The organism is Hymenobacter aerophilus DSM 13606, from assembly GCF_000382225.1.
In the GTDB taxonomy this organism is placed as follows: domain Bacteria; phylum Bacteroidota; class Bacteroidia; order Cytophagales; family Hymenobacteraceae; genus Hymenobacter; species Hymenobacter aerophilus.
This window is the reverse complement of sequence record NZ_KB907829.1, coordinates 24,801-43,433: the sequence shown is the minus strand read 5'-3', so window position 1 is coordinate 43,433 and position 18,633 is coordinate 24,801. Positions and strand designations below refer to the sequence as shown.

At 64.3% G+C, this 18,633-nt stretch carries 20 protein-coding genes; 6 read left to right on the top strand and 14 right to left on the bottom strand.

Features of this window, described 5'->3' with window-relative positions:
* Nucleotides 1-271, top strand: a 271-nt coding sequence (locus H145_RS0116570) for an IS5/IS1182 family transposase (RefSeq protein ID WP_019949280.1), incomplete at its 5' end; no start/stop codon positions are given.
* Nucleotides 272-351: 80 nt separating this feature from the next.
* On the opposite strand, the gene H145_RS21790 is transcribed toward H145_RS0116570, so the two are convergent.
* The 5 genes from H145_RS21790 to H145_RS0116545 form a co-directional block, all read right to left on the bottom strand.
* Nucleotides 352-921: a GNAT family N-acetyltransferase gene (locus H145_RS21790; RefSeq protein WP_019949279.1), complete on the bottom strand. Its 570-nt coding sequence runs from the start codon at nucleotides 919-921 to the stop codon at nucleotides 352-354.
* Between the two features lie 85 nt (nucleotides 922-1,006).
* Nucleotides 1,007-1,276, bottom strand: a complete 270-nt coding sequence (locus tag H145_RS24525) for a phosphopantetheine-binding protein (protein WP_019949278.1) — start codon at nucleotides 1,274-1,276, stop codon at nucleotides 1,007-1,009.
* Between the two features lie 40 nt (nucleotides 1,277-1,316).
* Nucleotides 1,317-1,877, bottom strand: coding sequence for an HlyD family secretion protein (locus tag H145_RS24520; RefSeq protein ID WP_169513209.1), 561 nt, complete (start codon nucleotides 1,875-1,877; stop codon nucleotides 1,317-1,319).
* Nucleotides 1,878-2,019: 142 nt separating this feature from the next.
* Nucleotides 2,020-2,469 carry an Rrf2 family transcriptional regulator gene (locus H145_RS0116550; protein WP_019949276.1) on the bottom strand — a complete coding sequence of 150 codons (450 nt, stop codon included), beginning with the start codon at nucleotides 2,467-2,469 and terminating at the stop codon, nucleotides 2,020-2,022.
* Between the two features lie 127 nt (nucleotides 2,470-2,596).
* Complete coding sequence (locus tag H145_RS0116545) at nucleotides 2,597-3,454, bottom strand: pirin family protein (RefSeq protein ID WP_019949275.1); 858 nt, start codon at nucleotides 3,452-3,454, stop codon at nucleotides 2,597-2,599.
* A 153-nt stretch (nucleotides 3,455-3,607) separates the two neighbouring features.
* On the opposite strand from H145_RS0116545, the gene H145_RS0116540 reads away from it, so the two are divergent.
* The 3 genes from H145_RS0116540 to H145_RS0116530 all read left to right on the top strand — a co-directional run bounded on the left by H145_RS0116540 (nucleotide 3,608) and on the right by H145_RS0116530 (nucleotide 9,231).
* The gene (locus H145_RS0116540) at nucleotides 3,608-4,678 is read left to right on the top strand and encodes an NADH:flavin oxidoreductase/NADH oxidase (protein WP_019949274.1); all 1,071 of its coding nucleotides are present in this window, start codon (nucleotides 3,608-3,610) and stop codon (nucleotides 4,676-4,678) included.
* Nucleotides 4,679-4,864: 186 nt separating this feature from the next.
* Nucleotides 4,865-6,979: a M13 family metallopeptidase gene (locus tag H145_RS0116535; RefSeq protein WP_019949273.1), complete on the top strand. Its 2,115-nt coding sequence runs from the start codon at nucleotides 4,865-4,867 to the stop codon at nucleotides 6,977-6,979.
* Nucleotides 6,980-7,137: 158 nt separating this feature from the next.
* Nucleotides 7,138-9,231, top strand: coding sequence for a M13 family metallopeptidase (locus H145_RS0116530; RefSeq protein ID WP_019949272.1), 2,094 nt, complete (start codon nucleotides 7,138-7,140; stop codon nucleotides 9,229-9,231).
* 173 nt (nucleotides 9,232-9,404) lie between these two features.
* Here the strand turns inward: H145_RS0116530 and H145_RS0116525 are convergent, their stop codons facing one another.
* The 7 genes from H145_RS0116525 to H145_RS21775 form a co-directional block, all read right to left on the bottom strand.
* Entirely contained in the window at nucleotides 9,405-10,145 is a 741-nt protein-coding gene (locus H145_RS0116525) for a ZIP family metal transporter (RefSeq protein WP_019949271.1), read from the bottom strand.
* Between the two features lie 133 nt (nucleotides 10,146-10,278).
* Nucleotides 10,279-11,019: a class I SAM-dependent methyltransferase gene (locus H145_RS0116520; RefSeq protein WP_019949270.1), complete on the bottom strand. Its 741-nt coding sequence runs from the start codon at nucleotides 11,017-11,019 to the stop codon at nucleotides 10,279-10,281.
* Nucleotides 11,020-11,120: 101 nt separating this feature from the next.
* Nucleotides 11,121-11,399 (bottom strand): heavy metal-binding domain-containing protein, encoded by a 279-nt coding sequence (locus H145_RS21780; protein WP_019949269.1) that lies wholly within the window; start codon nucleotides 11,397-11,399, stop codon nucleotides 11,121-11,123.
* Between the two features lie 21 nt (nucleotides 11,400-11,420).
* Nucleotides 11,421-11,792, bottom strand: coding sequence for a hypothetical protein (locus tag H145_RS0116510; RefSeq protein ID WP_019949268.1), 372 nt, complete (start codon nucleotides 11,790-11,792; stop codon nucleotides 11,421-11,423).
* A 118-nt stretch (nucleotides 11,793-11,910) separates the two neighbouring features.
* Nucleotides 11,911-12,504, bottom strand: a complete 594-nt coding sequence (locus tag H145_RS0116505) for a hypothetical protein (RefSeq protein WP_019949267.1) — start codon at nucleotides 12,502-12,504, stop codon at nucleotides 11,911-11,913.
* Nucleotides 12,505-12,638: 134 nt separating this feature from the next.
* A complete protein-coding gene (gene nadC / locus H145_RS0116500) occupies nucleotides 12,639-13,499 on the bottom strand; it encodes a carboxylating nicotinate-nucleotide diphosphorylase (RefSeq protein ID WP_019949266.1) in 861 nt (286 codons plus the stop codon).
* Nucleotides 13,500-13,685: 186 nt separating this feature from the next.
* Complete coding sequence (locus H145_RS21775) at nucleotides 13,686-14,084, bottom strand: DUF4783 domain-containing protein (protein WP_019949265.1); 399 nt, start codon at nucleotides 14,082-14,084, stop codon at nucleotides 13,686-13,688.
* Between the two features lie 148 nt (nucleotides 14,085-14,232).
* On the opposite strand from H145_RS21775, the gene gpmI reads away from it, so the two are divergent.
* Complete coding sequence (gene gpmI / locus H145_RS0116490; protein WP_019949264.1) at nucleotides 14,233-15,783, top strand: 2,3-bisphosphoglycerate-independent phosphoglycerate mutase; 1,551 nt, start codon at nucleotides 14,233-14,235, stop codon at nucleotides 15,781-15,783.
* Nucleotides 15,770-16,363 carry a hypothetical protein gene (locus tag H145_RS0116485; RefSeq protein ID WP_019949263.1) on the top strand — a complete coding sequence of 198 codons (594 nt, stop codon included), beginning with the start codon at nucleotides 15,770-15,772 and terminating at the stop codon, nucleotides 16,361-16,363. Before gpmI ends, H145_RS0116485 begins: the two co-directional genes overlap by 14 nt.
* An 86-nt stretch (nucleotides 16,364-16,449) precedes the next feature.
* Here H145_RS0116485 and H145_RS0116480 read toward each other — a convergent pair whose 3' ends face one another.
* Together H145_RS0116480 and H145_RS0116475 are read right to left on the bottom strand one after the other, a co-directional pair.
* Nucleotides 16,450-16,872: a secondary thiamine-phosphate synthase enzyme YjbQ gene (locus H145_RS0116480; RefSeq protein ID WP_019949262.1), complete on the bottom strand. Its 423-nt coding sequence runs from the start codon at nucleotides 16,870-16,872 to the stop codon at nucleotides 16,450-16,452.
* Nucleotides 16,873-16,977: 105 nt separating this feature from the next.
* Nucleotides 16,978-18,492 carry a hypothetical protein gene (locus H145_RS0116475; RefSeq protein WP_019949261.1) on the bottom strand — a complete coding sequence of 505 codons (1,515 nt, stop codon included), beginning with the start codon at nucleotides 18,490-18,492 and terminating at the stop codon, nucleotides 16,978-16,980.
* Nucleotides 18,493-18,633: the final 141 nt, after the last annotated feature.

Genomic DNA, 18,633 nt, shown 5'->3' with positions numbered 1-18,633 from the left:
GGGGCAAGAAGTAGTGGCCGATGCGGCCTACGACAGTGATGCGTTGCGGGCCCTGATAGCGCAGGCAGGAGCCAAGGCGGTCATTAAGCCGAATCCACGGCGCAAGAACATGCCTCATTTCGACCCAGTGGCCTATCGGCAGCGACACCACATTGAGCAGACGTTCAGCAAAATGAAGCAATTTAGACGCTTAGCCACCCGCTACGATAAGCTGGACCGCACGTTTGACTCCTTTATCTGTCTACGAGTTATCACGCTCTACCTTAATTGAGAACAGCTCCTAAAGCAACGCTGTCGTCAGGGCTACTTTGGCACGCGGGATTCTGCGCTCTGCTCAGAATGACAATCCTCCTACTTCTCTTTGACTTCGTTCTTATCCGCCTCCGTCACGTTGCGGCCGAACAGGTGCCGGCCCTCGGTGTCGGGGGCTTCGCTGATTTGGTGGAAACCGTTGGCTTCGAGCGTGCGGCGGGCCGGCTCGTTGGCGGGGGCGATGCGGGCCGTGAGGTAGCGCACCATATCGGTGTCGGCGGCGTGGCGCACGAGGCCGGCTACCAGCTCGGCGCCCAGGCCCTGGCGCTGCCAGTCGGTGGCCACGGAAAACCCGATTTCGGCCGTTTCATCGACGGGCGGGCCGTGGAAGCCGCCGGTGCCGATGAGCGTGTTGGTGGCCGTTTCGGAGCCGGCCTTCAGCAGCGCGTACCAGCCGTACCAGCCCGCCGCCTCGCGGCCGCCGGCCGTGAGCTGCTCCAGGAAGTGCTGCTGCACTTCGGCGTCGTACTCGGGTGGGGGCCAGTGCTCGGGCAGTTGGGCGCCCAGCAGCACCGGGAAATACTGGGGCTTGGCGGTTTCGGCAATCAGCAGGGCCCGGCTGGCGGCAATCAGCGTCAGGCGGGGCGTGTAGGTAATCAGAGGAATCATGCCAAAAGATACGCGGCCGGGCCGGTTTTGGGTATGGCCGGGCTTGGGTTGCGGGCTGATGCGGCGCCCCGGCGGGCGGCGTAGCCTACCGGCCAGCCGACACGGGTACGGGCACCGCGCTCAGGTGCTGCTCCACGCAGTCGAGCACGTCCTGCACGGTGCGCAGGGCCTCCATTTCGGCGTCGGCTATTTCAATATGAAAGCGGTGCTCCAGGTTGATGGCCAGCTCCACCAGGTCGATGGAGTCGAGGCCGATGTCCTGCTGCAGGCGGGTGCCGGGGCGCATAACCAGCGCCGGGTTGCGGTGCTTGCGGCGCAGCATCCGCTCGACCTGATACCGAATGATATTTTCCATGGGGAGAAAGAAAATGCGAAAAACAGGCAGCCAGCGCCGCTTAGTCAACGTGGCTGAGCAGCGGCGTAGTATCCGGGGCGGGCAGCGGGGCCAGCCGCGCCACCGGCGAATCGGGCCGGAGTTGGTCGCCGGCCTGGGCCGTGGGCGCCAGCAGCAGGCCATCGGCGGGGGCCGTTACGTACACGAAATTGAGCATGGGCACGGCCCGCGCCAGCTGCTCGCGGGTGGCCGCCAGCCCAGCCTCGGCGGCCGCCAGCTGTCCGGCCGGCGCCAACTGCTGCCGCAGTGCCGCCAGGGCCAACTGCTGCTGGTTTAGGCGCCGCTGCAACTGCAGTTGCTGCACGCTGGGCTGCTTTTGCAGCAGCTTCAGCAGCAACTGCCCCCGGCGCACCGGCTGGCCGGCGTGGTAGAAAACCTCGTGTACGCGGCCGCTCTGGCCGGCCAGCAGCGGCTCGCCGACTGCGGGTTCCGGGGCTACTATTGCGGGCGCTACCGGCTGGGCAGCCGGGGCTTTATGGGAGGGCGCGAGCCAGCGGGGCACTACCGTGCCGCCGGCCGCGAAGGCAATCAGGAGGAGCCCTGTGCCAATTGATTTCTTCATGGGCTGGAACCGGCGGGCCATAGGGGCGGGCCACCTATAAGGGGTGGCCACCGGTAAAAAGGTTGGTTCCGGGTGATTGGCCGGAAGCCGGGAAAGGAAAAAAAGCAGAACGATACCGGCATGGAAGCCGCCGCCAGTCGCGTCAGGCGGAGCTTGAAGGGCAACGGCCGGCCAGCCGCTGATGCAGCTGCTGGTGCACCTGAGCCACCGAAACGGCCGCCAGTGCGGTGCACATGGCCTCCATGGCCGGCCCGAACATGTCTTCGAGCGTCTGCTGCATCACCCGGCCCAGGTCGCAGGCGTGGTTGGGCGTGGTGCTGGCTACCTGAAACAAATCGGGCTCGGCCTGCTGCATGGCCCGGTACACGTCGAGCAGCGAAATAGCGGCGGCCGGGCGGGCCAGCAGCGCGCCGCCGCCGGTGCCGCGCTGGCTGTGCACCAGCCCCGCCGTGCGCAACGCACCCAGCAGCCGGCGCACCACCACCGGGTGCGTGCCGGCACTACCAGCCAGCACTTCCGACGATACCGGCTGCCCCGGCGAGTGCGCCAGATAAGCCAGAATGTGGGTGGCAACGGCAAAACGGGTGTTCATAACCGAGTAAGTAACAGATTCGGTTACAAATGTACGACACAAAAAGGTTGTGCGCAACCGGTCGGCAAAATTGATGCCCCTAAAGGGTACCGCGAAACGGATTTTCGCGGTACCGTTCATTCAGCGCTTACTCGGCCCAGGTGCCGAACAGGCCGGCCTGGTAATCCTGGTAGGCCTGGCGGATTTCGGCTTCGGAGTTCATCACGAAGGGGCCGGCGGCCACGATGGGCTCGCCAAGCGGCGCGGCGTGGCCCAGCAGCAGCACGGCGTCGTCGGTCAGGGCGCGGGCCTCGAACTCGTCGCCGTCGTGGTTGAATTCGACCAGCTGCCGGGCCGCGGCCTCCTGGCCGTTCACCAGCAGCCGCCCCCGAATCACGTAGCAGAAAATGGTGCGCTCGGCCGCAATGCTCATCTGTAGGTGGCCATCCTGCCGGAAGTTGACGGTGGCCAGCGCCATATCGGTGAGCGGCTGTACGGCCCCGGGCATGCCGGCCCACTCGCCCGACACGGCGTGCAGCGTTACGCGCCCTTCATCAAGCGAAACGGCCGGAATCTGCGGCTCCTGCAGGCCGATGTAGTGCGGCTCGGTCATTTTCAGGCGAGCCGGCAGGTTGATCCAGAGCTGCAGGATTTCCAGCGGGCCGCCCGCTTGCTTGAACTCGTCGGACGAAATTTCGGAGTGAATCAGGCCCCGGCCGGCCGTCATCCACTGGATGCCGCCCGGCCCAATAACGCTGCGGTGCCCGCCCGAATCCTGGTGCATAATGTCGCCTTCCAGGATGAACGTCACGGTTTCGAAGCCCCGGTGCGGGTGCGGTCCGAAGGGCAGGCCGCGGTTGCGGGCCGGGTAGGTTTGGGGGCCGTGGTGGTTGAGAAACAGGAACGGGTCGAGGTGCTCGACCGAATTGGTGGGCAGGGCCCGGTAGGTGGTCAGGTCGGCAATGGGGGCGCTCTGGGCGCGGTGCTGGGCTTTGATGGTGCGCATAGTCAGCGGGGGTTAGGGGCGAAACTGGTTGGCCGGCCCGGCAGCCCGTAGAAGGGCGGGAGCAGCCCTGCATAAAACGTTTGCGGCCCGATTTGTTATGGATCGGGCTCCGGCCTGCCTTTTTGTACTTCGATTTAACCCTGTTTTCCCCGCATGATTCATCTGTTTCAGCCCTTTACCCAGCGCGGCGTCACGCTGCGCAACCGCCTTGTCATCTCGCCCATGTGCCAGTACAGCTCTCAGGAGGGCTTCAGCACCGACTGGCACCTGGTGCACCTGGGCTCCCGGGCGGTGGGCGGCGCCGCGCTGGTGCTGCTCGAAGCCGCCGCCGTTTCGCCCGAAGGCCGCATCACGCCCGACGACCTCGGCATCTGGCAGGATGCGCACGTGCCCGGCCTGCGCCGCATCACCGATTTTATCCGCACTCAGGGCGGCGCTTCGGGCATTCAGCTGGCCCACGCCGGCCGCAAAGCCAGCCACGCCAGCACCTGGAAAGGCGGCCACACCCTGGAGCCGGCCGAGGGCGGCTGGACCACCGTGGCCCCCAGCGCCCTGCCCTTCAGCGCCGATTATCCCATGCCCGAGGCGCTGGACCAGGCCGGAATCGAGCAGGTTATCGAGGATTTCCGGCAGGCCGCCCGCCGGGCCGTGGCGGCTGGTTTCGAGGTGATTGAGCTGCACGCGGCCCACGGCTATTTGCTGCACGAGTTCCTGTCGCCCCTGAGCAACCAGCGCACCGATGCGTACGGCGGCTCGTTTGAGAACCGTGTGCGGCTGTTGCTGGAAGTGGTGGCCGCCGCCCGCGCCGAAATGCCCGATTCGCTGCCGCTGTGGGTGCGCATCTCGGCCACCGACTGGACTGAAGGCGGCTGGACCGGCGACGACTCGGTGCGCCTGGCTCGCCTGCTGCAAGCGGCCGGCGTGGATTTGCTCGACTGCTCGACGGCCGCCAACGTGCTCCAGGCCGATATTCCGGTGGGCCCTGGCTACCAAGTGCGCTTCGCCGAGCAGGTGCGCCGCGAAACCGGCCTGCCCACCGGCGCCGTGGGCCTCATCACCGATGCCCAGCAGGCCGAGGAAATCGTGGCTTCCGGCCAGGCCGATGTGGTGCTGCTGGGCCGCGAGTCGTTGCGCGACCCCTACTTCCCGCTGCACGCCGCCCACGAATTGGGAGTTGATGTGAAGTGGCCGGTGCAGTACGAGCGGGCCAAACCCAAGCTGTAGCGCTAGAATAGGAGAACAGTCATTCAGAGCGTAGCGAAGAATCTCGCGTGCTGACGTTGAATTAGTACTTAAATGTCAGCACGCGAGATTCTTCGCTACGCTCTGAATGACTGTTGTTTTCATAAGGATTGCAGCCGGTCAGGTAAAACTGCGACTTTATCTCAGCCCTTGTCTTTATCTTCCTGCATGAAAAACCTTTCCGCACCTCACCGGGCCGGGGCGGCGGCGCTGCTGCTGGCCCTGGCCGGCTGCGCCACCTCCCGGCCCGCGGCCGTTTCGCAAGCCGCTTCACCCACCACACCGGTGCCCACGCCCGCCGCCCAGGAGTTGGGACCCGGCCGGAGCATCAATCTGGCTGACATTGACCGCTCGGTGGAGCCCTGCGACGACTTTTTTCAGTTTTCGGGGGGCAACTGGCTGCGCAACAACCCGGTGCCGGGCTACGCTTCCAGTTGGGGCCCGCGCAACCTGCTCGGCGACCGGACCCAGGCCCGCCTGCGCCACCTGCTCGAAGATGCCGCCGCCGACCAAAGCGCCGCGCCCGGCAGCAACCGCCAGAAAGTGGGCGACTTTTACGCCTCGGGCATGGATTCGGTGGCCTTGGAGCAGGCCGGCCTGAAATACCTCAAGCCCGAGCTGGCCCGCATTGCCGCCATCCGCGACCTGGCCGGCGTGCGCGCCGAAATGGCCCGCCAGCAGACGCTGGGCACCGGCGCATTCTTTCGGGCCGGCGTCACGCCCGACCGCAAAAACAGCAGCCAGTACGTGGTGAGCATGAGCCAGGGCGGCCTGAGCATGCCCGACCGCGACTATTACCTGAAAAGCGACGCCCGCTCGCTGGCCGTGCGCACCGCCTACGTGCAATACCTGACCAACACGTTTAAGCTGCTGGGCGAGAGCGAAACGGCCGCCGCCACGAAAGCCAAGGCTGTGCTGCGCCTGGAAACGCGCCTGGCCAAAGCCAGCAAGGACCGCGTGGCCCTGCGCGACCCCTACGCCAGCTACAACAAGATGACGGTGACCGAAGCCGACAAGCGCTTCCCGGCGCTGGGGCTACCCGCGCTGCTGAAAACCAACGGGCTGGGCGCGGCTCAAGAGGTAATTGTGGGCCAGCCGGAGTTCTTCGAGGAGCTAAGCGAGGTGCTGAAGCAGACGCCGGTGGGCGAGCTCAAAACCTACCTCGACTGGCAGCTGGTATCGTCGCTGACGTCGGCGCTGCCCAAGGCCTTTGGCGACGAGGCCTTCCGGTTTGCCCAGGTGCAGAGCGGCGCCCGCCAGCAGCCCACGCGCTGGAAACGCATGCTGAGCGCCACCGACAACACGCTGGGCGAGGCCTTCGGGCAGCTGTACGTGGATGAGGCTTTCCCGCCCGCCGCCAAGCAGAAGGCGCTGGATATGCTGGCCAACATCCGCGAGTCGATGGCCGAGCACATCCAGACCAACACCTGGATGAGCGCGCCGACCAAGCAGGAAGCCCTCAAGAAGCTGGCCGCGCTCCGGGTGAAAATCGGCTACCCCGACCAGTGGAAAGACTACTCGGCCCTGAATATCAGCCGCGAGTCGTACCTGAAAAACGTGCTGGCGGCCCGGCAGTGGGCTTTCCGTCAGAACACCAGGAAGTTCGGCGGGCCGATTGACCGCACCGAGTGGGGCATGACGCCGCCCACCATCAACGCCTACTACAGTCCGCCGCTGAATGAAATTGTGTTTCCGGCCGGCTACCTGCAGCCGCCCTTCTTCGACCCCGAAGCCGACGACGCGGTGAACTACGGCGCCATCGGCGGCGTGATGGGCCACGAAATGACCCACGGCTTCGACGACTCGGGCCGCAAATACGACTCGGAGGGCAACCTGCGTGACTGGTGGACGCCGGCCGACGCAGCCGAATTCACGAAGCGCGCCGGCATCGTGGGCACCCAGTACTCGGCCTTCTCGCCGCTGGATTCGGTGTTCGTGAATGGCAAGCTGACCATGGGCGAGAACCTGGCCGATTTCGCGGGCCTGACCATCGTGTACGCCGCCCTGCAGAAGCAGCTCGACCAGAAATACGGCAAGGGCAACCGTCCGCTCATCGACGGCTTCACGCCCGAACAGCGCTTCTTCCTGAGCTGGGCCCAGCTGCGGCGCACCAACATTCGCCCCGAAGCCCTGCGCCAGCAAATCCTCACCGACCCGCACTCGCCCGGTCAGTACCGCACCATCGGCCCGCTCATGAACATGCCCGAATTCTACCAGGCCTTCGGCTGCCAGCCCGGCCAGAAAATGGTGCGGCCGGAGAACGAGCGGGCGAAGATTTGGTAGCCCTCACCCCACCCCCGGCCCCTCCCCTCCGGGAGAGGGGTGCCAGACGCGAGTTGGAAGATTCGTTGAACGCACCCCTCTCCCGGAGGGGAGGGGCCGGGGGTGGGGTGCGCCAACAGAACTAAATCACTTCTCTAACCCTCCAACTCCCACCACCTATGACCACTCAACGTACTCTGCTTCTCACCCTGGGCACCGCCGCCGGCCTGGCCTTGGGCGGCTGCGCGGCCAGCACCCCGGCCACTACCACCGCTTCTGCCGGCAAGCAGCTCGGTCCCATTATGCCGGGTGTAGGCCTCGACCCGGCCAACATCGACGCGTCGGTGTCGCCCTGCGACGACTTTTTTCAGTATGCTTCGGGCACCTGGCTGAAGAACAATCCGGTGCCGGCGGCCGAATCGCGCTGGAGCTCCTGGAACGGGCTGATAAATCAGAACGAGGCCGTGATGCGCCAGATTCTGGAGGAGTCGGCGGCTAACACCACGGCGGCGCGGGGCTCGAACCTGCAGAAGGTGGGCGACTACTACGCCTCGGCCATGGACTCGACCACTATTGAAGCGGCCGGCCTCAAGTACCTCAACCCCGAGCTGAACCGCATCGATAACATTAAGGGCCTGAAGGAATTGCAGATGGGCCTCGTGCGGGCCCAGCAGCTGCAAACCCGCTCGGTGTTCGGCTTGGGCGTGGCTCAGGACCGCAAGAAGAGCGACGAGTACGCCCTTTACCTGAGCCAGGGTGGCCTGAGTCTGCCCGACCGCGACTACTACCTCAAGGACGATTCGCGCTCCAAAACTATTCGGGCGGCCTATCTGGTGTACATGAACAACACCTTCAAGATGCTGGGCAACACGCCCGCCGAGGCCGCCAAGCACGCCGCCACGGTGCTACGCATCGAGACCCGCCTGGCCAAGGCCAGCAAGGACCGCGTGGCCCTGCGCGACCCCTATGCCAACTACAACAAGATGAGCGTGGCCGAAGCCAGCCGCGAGTTTCCTAACCTGAACCTGCCGGCCATGCTGCCCGCCCTCAACCTGGCCGGCGCGCAGGAGGTAATTGTGGGCCAGCCGGCTTTCCTGAAGGAAGCCAACGCGGCCCTGACGCAGGAGCCGATTCAGGACTGGAAAACCTACCTGCGCTGGCACCTGGTAAACTCCGTGGCTTCGGCGCTGCCCCAGGCGTACGTGGATGAGCAGTTCCGCTTTCAGCAGGTGCTGAGCGGGGCCAAGCAGCAGCAGCCGCGCTGGAAGCGCATGCTGCGCGCCACCGACGGCGCGCTGGGCGAGGCCTTCGGGCAGCTGTACGTGGATAAGGCGTTCAAGCCCGAAACCAAGGTGAAGGCCCAGCAGATGGTGGCCAACATCAAGGAGGCCATGGGTGAGCATATTAAGGGGCTGGAGTGGATGAGCCCGGCCACCAAGGAAGAGGCGCTGAAAAAGCTGGCCTCGTTCAACGTGAAAATCGGCTACCCCGATAAGTGGAAGGACTATTCGGCCCTCAACATCTCGCGCGAGTCGTATCTGCAGAACGTGCTGGCCGCCCGCGAGTGGGAGAGCAAGGACAACGTGAGCCGCTACGGCAAGCCCATCGACCGCTCGGTGTGGAGCATGACGCCGCCCACGGTAAACGCCTACTACAACTCGTCGCTCAACGAAATCGTGTTCCCGGCCGGCATCATGCAGCCTCCCTTCTTCGACCCCAACGCCGACGACGCGGTGAACTACGGCGGCATGGGCGCAGTCATCGGCCACGAAATCACCCACGGCTTCGACGACCGGGGCCGGCAGTCGGACGCCCAGGGCAACCTGCGCGACTGGTGGACCAAGGAGGACGCCACGGAGTTCACCAAGCGCGCCGACATGGTGGGCGCCCAGTATTCAGCCTTCTCGCCGCTGGATTCGGTGTTCGTGAACGGCAAGCTGACGATGGGCGAGAACCTGGCCGACTTCGGTGGGTTGGCCCTGGCCTACTCGGCCCTCGAAAAGCAGCTCCAGCAGAAGTACGGCAGCACCCCGCCGCCCCGCTACGACGGTTTCACGCCCGAGCAGCGCTTTTTCCTGGCCTGGGCTCAGGTGTGGCGCACCAACGCCCGCCCCGAATACCTGCGCCAGCAGGTGCTCACCGACTCGCACTCGCCCGCCCAGTACCGCACCAACGGCCCGCTGATGAACATGCCCGAGTTCTACGAGGCCTTCGGCTGCAAAGAGCCCGCGAAAATGGTCCGCCGCGAGCAGGAGCGCGCCAAAATTTGGTAGCTTGGTTTGAGCTGTTAGCTGAGAGCTTTTAGCCGTTAGCGCCGGGCAAAAAGGCCGGTCTGGGATTCCTCCCGGACCGGCCTTTTTCTTTACTGTTAAACCTGGAAGCCATGTAAAGCGGCTATTGAACTGAAAAGCCAACAGCTAATAGCTCTCAGCTAACAGCTGAAAAATCAAACTACATCTACTGCCAAAGCTAACAGCAGGCCGGCCAGGGTGGCCAGCAGCTTACGCACGTTGAGGCGGTGGTCGGGGCTGGTTTCGAACAGGATGGTGGTGGAAACGTGTAGGAAATTGCCGGCTACCAGGCCCAGCAGGGCCGCGTAGAGGCCGCTGCCCAGCAGCTGGTCGAGCACCACGTAGTTGCTGAGCACGATGCCCGCCGGACCGGCCAGCGCAAACAGCAGCAGGTAGGGCAGCGCCCGCCGGAACGAGCCCAGCCGCAGCCGCAACAGCGCCATCAGGGCAAAGGCGGCCGGTATATGGTGCAGCGCAATGCCCGTCAGAATGGCATAAAAGTTATGGTTGACGTCGCCGGCCAGCGGGTCTTTAATCAGGATGCTGCCCTCCAGAAACGAGTGAATGGCCAGCGAAAACAGCAGCATAAACGGCACCTGGCCCACGTGTCCGGAGTGCTCGGGGTGATGGTGGACGTGGCCGTGCTCGACGCCCTGCGAGAACACCTCCAGCACCATCTGCCCGAAAAATCCCGCCAGCACAAAGTAGCCCACCTGGTGGCCGGGCCGCAGCTCCAGGGCCTCGGGTAGCAGGTGCGTAACCGTCAGCGTAAACAGGTAAGCCCCGCTGAAAGCCAGCAGCGGCTTCATCCAGACGGTGCCGGCCGTGGGCACGAAGCGCGTCAGCCACCCGGCCCCCAGCACCGTCAGGAACAGCGCAAAAACGGCAAACCACATAAAGTAAAGTTGGTTAGTTGGTCAGAAAGGCCCCCTGTCATCCTGAGCTTGCGAAGGGCCTATACAGAGGGCAATAGTTGATGTTAGCTTCTGAATAGGTCCTTCACAAGCTCAGGATGACAGGCGGTTGTGCTTATTTCTTGAGCACGAACAGCATGCGGGGGCTGGTGGCGGGGTCGAAGGGCCGAAGCTGGTAGTCGCCCAGCGTTTCGGCTAGGCGCAGGCCCGCCAGCCGGAAATACTCCTCGAACCGCTCCGGCGAAAGGGCCCGCACGCGCTCCACGAAGTGCTGCGGTCGGCCCTGCTCATCCTCGAACCGGATGTCCTTCACGATAAAGTCGTGCTGAATGTGGCGGTGCAGCTTAAACGTGGTGCCATCGAGCTGCTGGGTTTCGTGGGCCACCAGCTGCCGGATGGCCAGGTCGGTGTTCAGAAAGTCGATAACCAGCTTGCCGCCTGGCCGCAGCGCGTCGGCGGCGTGGCGCAGGGCCACCACGTTCTCGGCTTCCTCGGCAAAGTAGCCGAAGCTCGTGAACAGGTTCAGCACCAGGTCGAAGGGGCCGTAAGGCAGCTCGTCGCGCATGTCGTGCTCAAAAAAGCGCAGGTGCTCGTGGGCGAACTGCCGGGCGTAGGCAATGCTCTGGGCCGATAAATCGACGCCCGTTACGTCGTAGTCCTGCTCGCTGAGGTAGCGCGAATGGCGCCCCTTGCCGCAGGCCAGATCGAGCAGGCGGGCACCGGGCTTCGGGTGCAGATGGGCCAGCAGCCGCCCCAGAAACTGCTGCGCCTCGGCGTAGTCGCGGTGCTGGTACAGGCGGTGGTAGTAGGGCGAATCGAACCAGGTGCTAAACCATTCGGGAGCAGCAGCAGTCATAGGCAGGGGCTGAAAAACGAAGAAGGGCGTAGCTACGCCCTTCTTCGCATTCGGGAAAACAGGCCGGCCGCAGCCCATCGGGGCGGGTGGCTGGCCGGCGGCTACAGCGTGGCGGCGGGCGCAGCGGCCGGGTTGGGCTCCAGGTCCATTTTGCATACCGGGCACTTGCCGGGCTTGTCGCTGGCGCTGCCTTCGCAGTTCATGGGGCAGATGTAAGCGGCCGTAGAGGCCGGCACTGCCTCGGGGCTGGTGGCCGCGGGGGCCTCGGTGGTCGTGGCGGCCGGCGTTTCGGTGGTGGCCGCCTGCTGCTCGCAGCTGCTCAGCAAACCCAGGGCGGGCAGCAGGCACAGCGTCAGCAGGGCTTTTTTCAGGTGCTTCATAAGCGCGTCGGGCTTAACGGTTTACTGCATGGGGCCGCTCAGGGCCTTGGTAGCGGTGGTATCGGAGCCCTTTTTCACGCTGCGTACGGCCTCTTTGCTGCGCGTAAGCGGCGCCGAGGGGTCGTTGGCGCTGCGCACTTCTTCGGCCGTGGTGCGCTTGCGCTGGTTGGGCTCGTCGAGCGTAACGCCCGAGCTGACGGGCTCGGCAATGGCGCCGCCCATGTGGTTGTCGTGCAGGTCGGTGCGGCCGTAGCCTTCGCTCGAACGGCTGCCGGGGGCTACCATATCAACGGAAACCTTCTTATCGGGCCGCCAGTCCGACGGTTCGGAACTGCAGCTGCCCAGGGCCAGCGTGGCCAGGGCCAAAGCAGAAAAAACGAGTTGCTTGCTCATGAGAAAAGAGTGGTAATGAGTAGTTAGTATGGAGTACCTGGTATTGAGCAAATGGTTGTGGCAGAACAAGGAGCCGGCCCATGGGCCCCACTCACTACTCCGCCCCACTTACTCTCTACTATGCCAACAGGCTTTTGCGGCGCAGCATGGCTTCAAACAGCTTCTGGTCGTTGCCCGAGTTGAAAATGCGGTCGGGTACTTCCACAAAGATAGGCGCATCGAAGGTGCGGGCCATCCAGCGCTTGAAACCTTTCACTTCCTCGGGCAGCTCGGGGCTCTTGAGCAGCAGCAGGTAGCCGGCCGGCTCGCGCTTCACCTCGCCAATCATGTCCCAGGTCAGGCGCATGCCTTCCTTTTCGGAGCGGCGCAGCACAATTTGCTTGTTGTCAAACTCATACGACATCTTCTCGAACAGCGGCTTGCTTTGTTCGACCTGCGTGACGCCCGTTACCTGGGCCGAGCGGAAGAGCACGTACAGCAGCGTGAGGCCCACCGACAGCGCCAGCCACCACCACGAGTGCCAGATGATGGCCGGCAGCAAGCCCACGGCAAACGGAATGAGGGCGTACCACCACTCGCGCCGCCACACCCGGCCCATGGCAATGCTGGTGTAGGTGTTGGTATCGAGCTGGTGCTTTTTGGTACGGATGGCCATCGGCGAGGGGCCCTGCTGCTGCTGCCGGTAGCTCCCGCGCTGGTTGGGTAGTTGCATTGGTCGTTAGGTATTAGGGCTTAGATGTTTAGAGCTTAGGTTTCAGAGCTTGATGAATGGCATCGTTAGTAGGTGGAAGCAGACGATGAAAGAACGTTTACTAAGCCCTAAGCCCCTAAAGCCTAAGCCCTCAATCAAAATGCTTTGAGGCTCATATCCAAGCTGCGGACGGAGTGGGTGAGGGCCCCGACTGAAATGTAGTCGACGCCGGTGGCGGCTACCTCGGCAATGGTTTCCTCGGTGATGCCGCCGCTGGCTTCGAGCGGGAAGCGGCCGGCCACCAGGGCCACGGCCTCGCGCAGCTGGGCCGGCGCCATGTTGTCGAGCATGATGCGGGCAATGCCGCCGGCGTCGAGGGCCTGCTGCACTTCGGCCAGCGAGCGGGTTTCAATTTCGATGGGCAGCTGCCGCCCGGTTTGGGCCAGGTAAGCCTGCGAGGCCTCGATGGCTTGGCGCACGCCGCCGGCGTAGTCTACGTGGTTATCCTTGAGAATAATCATGTCGAACAGCCCGTAGCGGTGGTTGACGCCGCCGCCGATGAGCACCGCCCATTTCTCGGGCAGCCGGAAGTTTGGGGTGGTTTTGCGCGTGTCGAGCAGGCGCGCCTTGGTGCCGGCCAGCAAACTTACCAGGTGGGCCGTGTGGGTGGCAATGCCGCTCATGCGCTGCATGCAGTTGAGCACCAGCCGCTCGGCCGTGAGGATGCTGCGGGCCCGGCCCTCCACGGTGAAGGCCACGTCGCCGTAGCTTACCCGGGCGCCATCCTCCAACCGCCCGTCCACGCGCAGGTCGGCATCCACGAAGGCGAAAATGTGGCGGGCCAACTCCACGCCGGCCAGTACGCCGGCATCCTTGATGATGAGCTGGGCGCGGTTGCGGGCCTCGGCCGGAATGGACGACAGGGCCGAATGGTCGCCGTCGCCGACGTCTTCGGCCAGGGCCGCTTGAATGAAGGCCGTCAGGGCCTCAGGGGTAAGGTAGGAAGGCGTTTGCACGGGACAAAAATAGCAAAAACGGCCCGGTTCCGGCCGCCCGGCCGCAAGCCGGCCCGATTAAGGCCCGCCTAGCCGGCACTGGCGGGCCGCATAAGCCGCCGGGCAGGGCCCGCTGGCGCTATCAGGCAAAAAAATACCGCGCCCGGGGGCGCGGTAGAAATAAGGTGGATAGGCCGGAGCCGGCGGCTATTCTTTGGTGAATTCGATGCTGGCAATTTTAAGCGTGCTGCCGGCCGACTTCATTTTCACGAACATGCGGTAGGCGGCTTCCTTGCCGGTGTAGCGGCCCACCGCGTAGCGCGTGCCCTCGTTGCTGCCGCCGTAATGGATGAATTCGAACGAGGCCGGGGCGTGCTTGGCGAAGAAATCCTTCATCACGAACTCGGCCTGGGTGGCACTGTAGTTCTGCTTGTCGCTGTCGAAGCTCAGCTCGACGCTGGGGGCGAACAGCTGGGCCAGCTCGCGGGCACTGCTGTTGCGGATGGCGCTGCGCACCGGCCCGAAGGCATCGGCCTGCGCCAGCACGCCCACCGTCAGCAGCAGCCCCAGCACGAGCACCGAAGCAAAAGAAATAAGACGTTTCATGTAAAAGCCGAAAGAGTTTAGCTGGCAGTGCGCGAAAATGGTGCCAAGCTGAAGCCGCCCGCGGCCCGATTGCGTTAGCCCAGGCCCGCGGGCCGGTAAGTTACGCAAGAGTAAGCCTTTTTGCCGGGGCTGCCGTATCTTTGCCCCCATGAACAAACAGGTACTGCTGGTGATTCTGGACGGGTGGGGCCTGGCCCAGAACAAGGAAGTTTCGGCTATTGATCAGGCCCGCACGCCCTTCGTCGATTCGCTGTTCGCGCGGTTTCCGCACAGCAAGCTGCAGGCCTCGGGCGAGGCCGTGGGCCTGCCCGACGGGCAGATGGGCAACTCGGAAGTGGGCCACATGAACATCGGGGCCGGCCGGGTGGTGTACCAGGATCTGGTGCGCATCAACAAGGCCGTGCGCGAGCGGAAGCTGGCCGCCGTGCCCGCGTTGCAACAGGCCTTCGAGTACGCCCGCCAGCAGCGCAAGCCCGTGCACCTGATGGGCCTGCTCTCCGACGGCGGCGTGCACTCGCACATCGACCACCTGAAAGCCCTGTGCTCCATCGCCCACGATGAGGACGTGCACAACGTGTTCATCCACGCCTTCACCGACGGCCGCGACACCGACCCCAAGGGCGGCGTGAGCTACGTAAACGACCTGGAGCAGCACCTGCAGCGCGGGGCCAGCGGCAAAATTGCCTCGGTGGTGGGCCGCTACTACGCCATGGACCGCGACAACCGCTGGGAGCGGGTGAAGGTGGCCTACGACCTGCTGGTGAACGGCATTGGCACGCCCTCGCAGAACCTGATTCAGAGCATGCTCGACTCGTACCGCGAAGGTGCTACCGACGAGTTCATGAAGCCCATCGTGAAGGTGAATGCCGACGGCACGCCGCTGGCCACCATCGAGGAGGGCGACGTGGTTATCTGCTTCAACTTCCGCACCGACCGGGGCCGCGAAATCACGCAGGCGCTTACCCAGCAGGATTTTCACGCCTTCCAGATGCACCGGCTGAACCTGCACTACCTGACCATGACCAACTACGACGCCACCTTCACCGGCGTCATTCCCATCTTCGAGAAGGACAACCTGGAGTACACGCTGGGGCAGGTGCTGGCCGAGAACGGCAAGCGCCAGATTCGCATTGCCGAAACCGAGAAGTACCCCCACGTCACGTTTTTCTTCTCGGGTGGGCAGGAGGTGGAGTTTGCCGGCGAAACCCGCATCCTGCGCAACTCGCCCAAAGTGCCCACCTACGACCTGCAGCCCGAAATGAGTGCCTACGAGCTGCGCGACGCGCTGGTGCCGGAGCTACTGGCTAAGTCGGCCGATTTTGTGGTGCTCAACTTCGCCAACACCGATATGGTGGGTCACACCGGCATTTTTGAGGCGGCCGTGAAGGCCGCCGAAGCCGTGGATGAGTGCGCCCAGGGCGTGATAGAGGCTGCCCTGGCCGCCGATTATGCCTGCATCATCATTGCCGACCACGGCAACGCCGACATGATGGTGAACCCCGACGGCACGCCCAACACGGCCCACACCACCAACCTGGTGCCCTGCATTCTAGCCAGCAACGACTACCAGGGCCCCCTGGCCGACGGCAAGCTTGGCGACATTGCGCCCACCGTGCTGGAGCTGATGGGCATTCCGCAGCCCGCCATCATGACCGGCCGGAGCCTGCTCCAGCCCCAGGCCCCCGATGCCCATGCGTAAGGCCGGGCTCGTGCCGGCGGTGGCCCTGGCGCTGCTGCTGGCGGCCTGCGGAACATCGGCCGATGCGCCGGTGCCCAACGAGGCGCTGCGCCAGCACACCAGCTACTTCAACGTGCCGGCTTTCCTGCACGAGCAAAGCACCGCGCTCAACCGCCGCAAGCCCACCGTGGAAAAGCAGGTGCTGCTGCGCGACGGTGGCCTGGAAACCGAGCGCCTCAGGCCCACCGACTGGGCCAAGGAGCTCCAGATTTTCCAGCAGGCCGACATCGACAAGCCCGCTCTGCGCGGCCTCTACCTCGTCGATTCGGTGACCACGCCCGACGGGCTGTTGCGGCGCACCTACCGCCGCCGCCCCGGCGCCGAGCAGCCGGTACGCCAACTGCTGGTCGTCAGCCGCGGCGGGCAGGTGCAGCAGGTGCGCGCCACCGTCGCCCAGGACAACCCGCTGGTGTTTTCAACCAAAACCCTGGAACTCGACAGTCCCAACGGCCAGCTGCAAACCTACCGCGTGCAGGGCGTCCAGAAGCTGATTCTGTTCGACTCGGTGCGCTACGCGGTGCGCGGAACGGTAGGAGAGTAGGGTTGTAGCGCGAAGCTTCCGCTTCGCGTATTGTTGAACAGAATCGTTGGGAGGTCAGCAACGAAACGCGAAGCGGAAGCTTCGCGCTACTCCCCCATCAGCGTAGCCACTACCCAGCGGCGGCCGCCGTGGGTGCGGTGCTCGCCCAAATAAATGCCCTGCCAGGTGCCCAGCAGCAGCTCGCCCCGGCTGATGGGCACGCTCACGGCGTGGCCCAGCAGGCTGGCCTTGAGGTGAGCGGGCATATCGTCGGGGCCCTCCTGGGTGTGCTGGAAGTAGGGCGCGTTTTCGGGCACCAGCCGGCGGAAGAACTGCTCGAAGTCGGCCCGCACGGTGGGGTCGGCGTTTTCGTTGAGGCTGAGGCTGGCGGAGGTGTGCTGAATGAAGAAGTGCGCCGTGCCCACCTGCAGCTGCTCCAGCTCGGGCAGCTCGGCAACCAGCAAATCAGTTATCAGATGAAAGCCCCGGCTCAGCGCCGGCAGCCGCAGCCGTTTCTGGAAGCAGTACATAGTAGAGAAGTGAGATATGAGAAGTTAGAAGTGAGACTACGTTCTTCGGGCTTTGTGTGGTTAGAACGTAGTCTCACCTCTAACTTCTCATATCTCACTTCTAAATCACGGATTCACCCGCTCGTAGGCGCCCATGTCGGGGGTGGTGGGGTGGCGGGGGCGGTTGAGCAGGTCGGTGGGCAGGCCCGGCAGGGGCAGGGCGCGGTTGCTGGCCGGCGAGAGGGTGTCGAGCTCGAAGTTGGGCTTGGGGGTCGCGAAAGTGTTCTTGAAAATGCGGCCGGCAAACTCGTCGGGGTTGAGCAGGTTGCCGTTTTGCTGCTGGCCCAGCGGCCCCGCGTTGTCGTAGCGCTTGGTTTTGAGCAGGCTGTTGCGGATGCTGATGCTGCCCGCGTACTGCTCGCCCTCCACAAACTCCAACTCCTCGCCGGTGCGGCTGTTGCCCCAAACGATGGAGTTGCGCACCAGCAGGCCGCGCGGGGCCACCGCGGGCAGCGGCCGGTCGTTGATAGCCGGGAAAGGCGCCTTGGGCGAAATCAGGACCGAAGGCTGCTCGCGGGCGCCCGAACTGTAGTTGGCAATGGTGCAGTAATCGAGCTGGATTTGGCTGCTTTGCACGGCATACACCGCGTACTGCTCGCAGTTGCTGATGAGCGTGTTGCTGACCGTAAAGTCGCCGCACAAGCTCAGCAGCGCGGCCCCATCAAAAGGCAACGGGCTGTTGAGGCTGGAGATGTTGCGCAGCTGCGCGTGCTCGACCCGCACCTGAGGGCGGGGCTGCTCATCGAAAGGGTTGTAGAGGTACAGGCCCAGCGTGCTGTTCTTGATTTCGGTGTAGCGCACCACGTTGCCCTGGCTGCCCAAATCGAACTCGATGCCGCCCCACTGCCCGGGGCGCTCGGCGTACTCGGCCTCGCGCCGGTCGCCCTGGAAGCGCACAATGTTGAGGTCGTCGGGCTTAATGGGGCCGGTGGGCTGGAAATCGGGGTTGCACAGCAGCCGGCCCTTCACCCCCAGAAATGCCCCGGCATGCGCGTAGATGCGTGCGCCGGCCGCAATAGTGAGCGTAACGCCCGGCGCCACGCCCACCGAGCCGTAGAGCACGTGGGGCTTATCGGCCGCCCAGGTGGTGTTGCGGCTGATGGTTTCGTTGTCGTGGAAGTAGGCGTTCTGGCCGTAGCTGACCACTTTCACGGCCTGCTCGTTGCCGTTGGTCAGGAAGCGCAGGTCGTCTTCCACCAGAAACGGCTTGCCGTCGGCCGCCGTGGGGTCGATGGTGGCCCGCACCAGCACCAGCAAACTATCCTTGCCCCGAATTTCAACGTTGCGGGCGCTGGGGCCGGCGTCGCCGTTTACCAGCAGGTTGTAGGTGATGGCCGGGCGGCTGGGCAGGCTGATTTCGCTTATCCGCACGGCGCGGGCGTTGCGGTTGTACACCCACAAACGCTTGCTCACGGTGCCGGTGGCCACAAACACGGTATCAAACTTCACTGTGTCGAGCGAAAATTCCAGCTTGGCGCTGCTGTCCGTCGTCAGCAAATCCTCCTTCGGCTCGCAGCCCGGCAGCAGCAGCGTCGTCGTCAGGGCGGAAAGCAGGAGCAGCAGCGGCAGCAGGAAGCGCATGAGGTAGGGGACTTAGATGATATTCGGGTAATTTCCTGTCATCCTGAGCTTGCGAAGGACCTTGTAACGTTACACTGACTCGTTCAGGTGTGGCAAGGTCCTTCGCAAGCTCAGGATGACAGATTCTCACCTCAATCCCCA

What these genes read in the sequence shown, in the direction of transcription:
- H145_RS0116510 (WP_019949268.1), bottom strand. Translation starts at nt 11,792, where the DNA reads ATGAGCAAGCAACTCGTTTTTTCTGCTTTGGCCCTGGCCACGCTGGCC.
- H145_RS0116540 (WP_019949274.1), top strand. Translation starts at nt 3,608, where the DNA reads ATGATTCATCTGTTTCAGCCCTTTACCCAGCGCGGCGTCACGCTGCGC.
- H145_RS21790 (WP_019949279.1), bottom strand. Translation starts at nt 921, where the DNA reads ATGATTCCTCTGATTACCTACACGCCCCGCCTGACGCTGATTGCCGCC.
- H145_RS0116520 (WP_019949270.1), bottom strand. Translation starts at nt 11,019, where the DNA reads ATGACTGCTGCTGCTCCCGAATGGTTTAGCACCTGGTTCGATTCGCCC.
- H145_RS0116535 (WP_019949273.1), top strand. Translation starts at nt 4,865, where the DNA reads ATGAAAAACCTTTCCGCACCTCACCGGGCCGGGGCGGCGGCGCTGCTG.
- H145_RS0116550 (WP_019949276.1), bottom strand. Translation starts at nt 2,469, where the DNA reads ATGAACACCCGTTTTGCCGTTGCCACCCACATTCTGGCTTATCTGGCG.
- H145_RS0116530 (WP_019949272.1), top strand. Translation starts at nt 7,138, where the DNA reads ATGACCACTCAACGTACTCTGCTTCTCACCCTGGGCACCGCCGCCGGC.
- H145_RS0116525 (WP_019949271.1), bottom strand. Translation starts at nt 10,145, where the DNA reads ATGTGGTTTGCCGTTTTTGCGCTGTTCCTGACGGTGCTGGGGGCCGGG.
- H145_RS0116480 (WP_019949262.1), bottom strand. Translation starts at nt 16,872, where the DNA reads ATGTACTGCTTCCAGAAACGGCTGCGGCTGCCGGCGCTGAGCCGGGGC.
- H145_RS0116475 (WP_019949261.1), bottom strand. Translation starts at nt 18,492, where the DNA reads ATGCGCTTCCTGCTGCCGCTGCTGCTCCTGCTTTCCGCCCTGACGACG.
- H145_RS24525 (WP_019949278.1), bottom strand. Translation starts at nt 1,276, where the DNA reads ATGGAAAATATCATTCGGTATCAGGTCGAGCGGATGCTGCGCCGCAAG.
- H145_RS24520 (WP_169513209.1), bottom strand. Translation starts at nt 1,877, where the DNA reads ATGAAGAAATCAATTGGCACAGGGCTCCTCCTGATTGCCTTCGCGGCC.
- H145_RS0116545 (WP_019949275.1), bottom strand. Translation starts at nt 3,454, where the DNA reads ATGCGCACCATCAAAGCCCAGCACCGCGCCCAGAGCGCCCCCATTGCC.
- H145_RS21775 (WP_019949265.1), bottom strand. Translation starts at nt 14,084, where the DNA reads ATGAAACGTCTTATTTCTTTTGCTTCGGTGCTCGTGCTGGGGCTGCTG.
- H145_RS21780 (WP_019949269.1), bottom strand. Translation starts at nt 11,399, where the DNA reads ATGAAGCACCTGAAAAAAGCCCTGCTGACGCTGTGCCTGCTGCCCGCC.
- gpmI (WP_019949264.1), top strand. Translation starts at nt 14,233, where the DNA reads ATGAACAAACAGGTACTGCTGGTGATTCTGGACGGGTGGGGCCTGGCC.
- H145_RS0116485 (WP_019949263.1), top strand. Translation starts at nt 15,770, where the DNA reads ATGCCCATGCGTAAGGCCGGGCTCGTGCCGGCGGTGGCCCTGGCGCTG.
- H145_RS0116505 (WP_019949267.1), bottom strand. Translation starts at nt 12,504, where the DNA reads ATGCAACTACCCAACCAGCGCGGGAGCTACCGGCAGCAGCAGCAGGGC.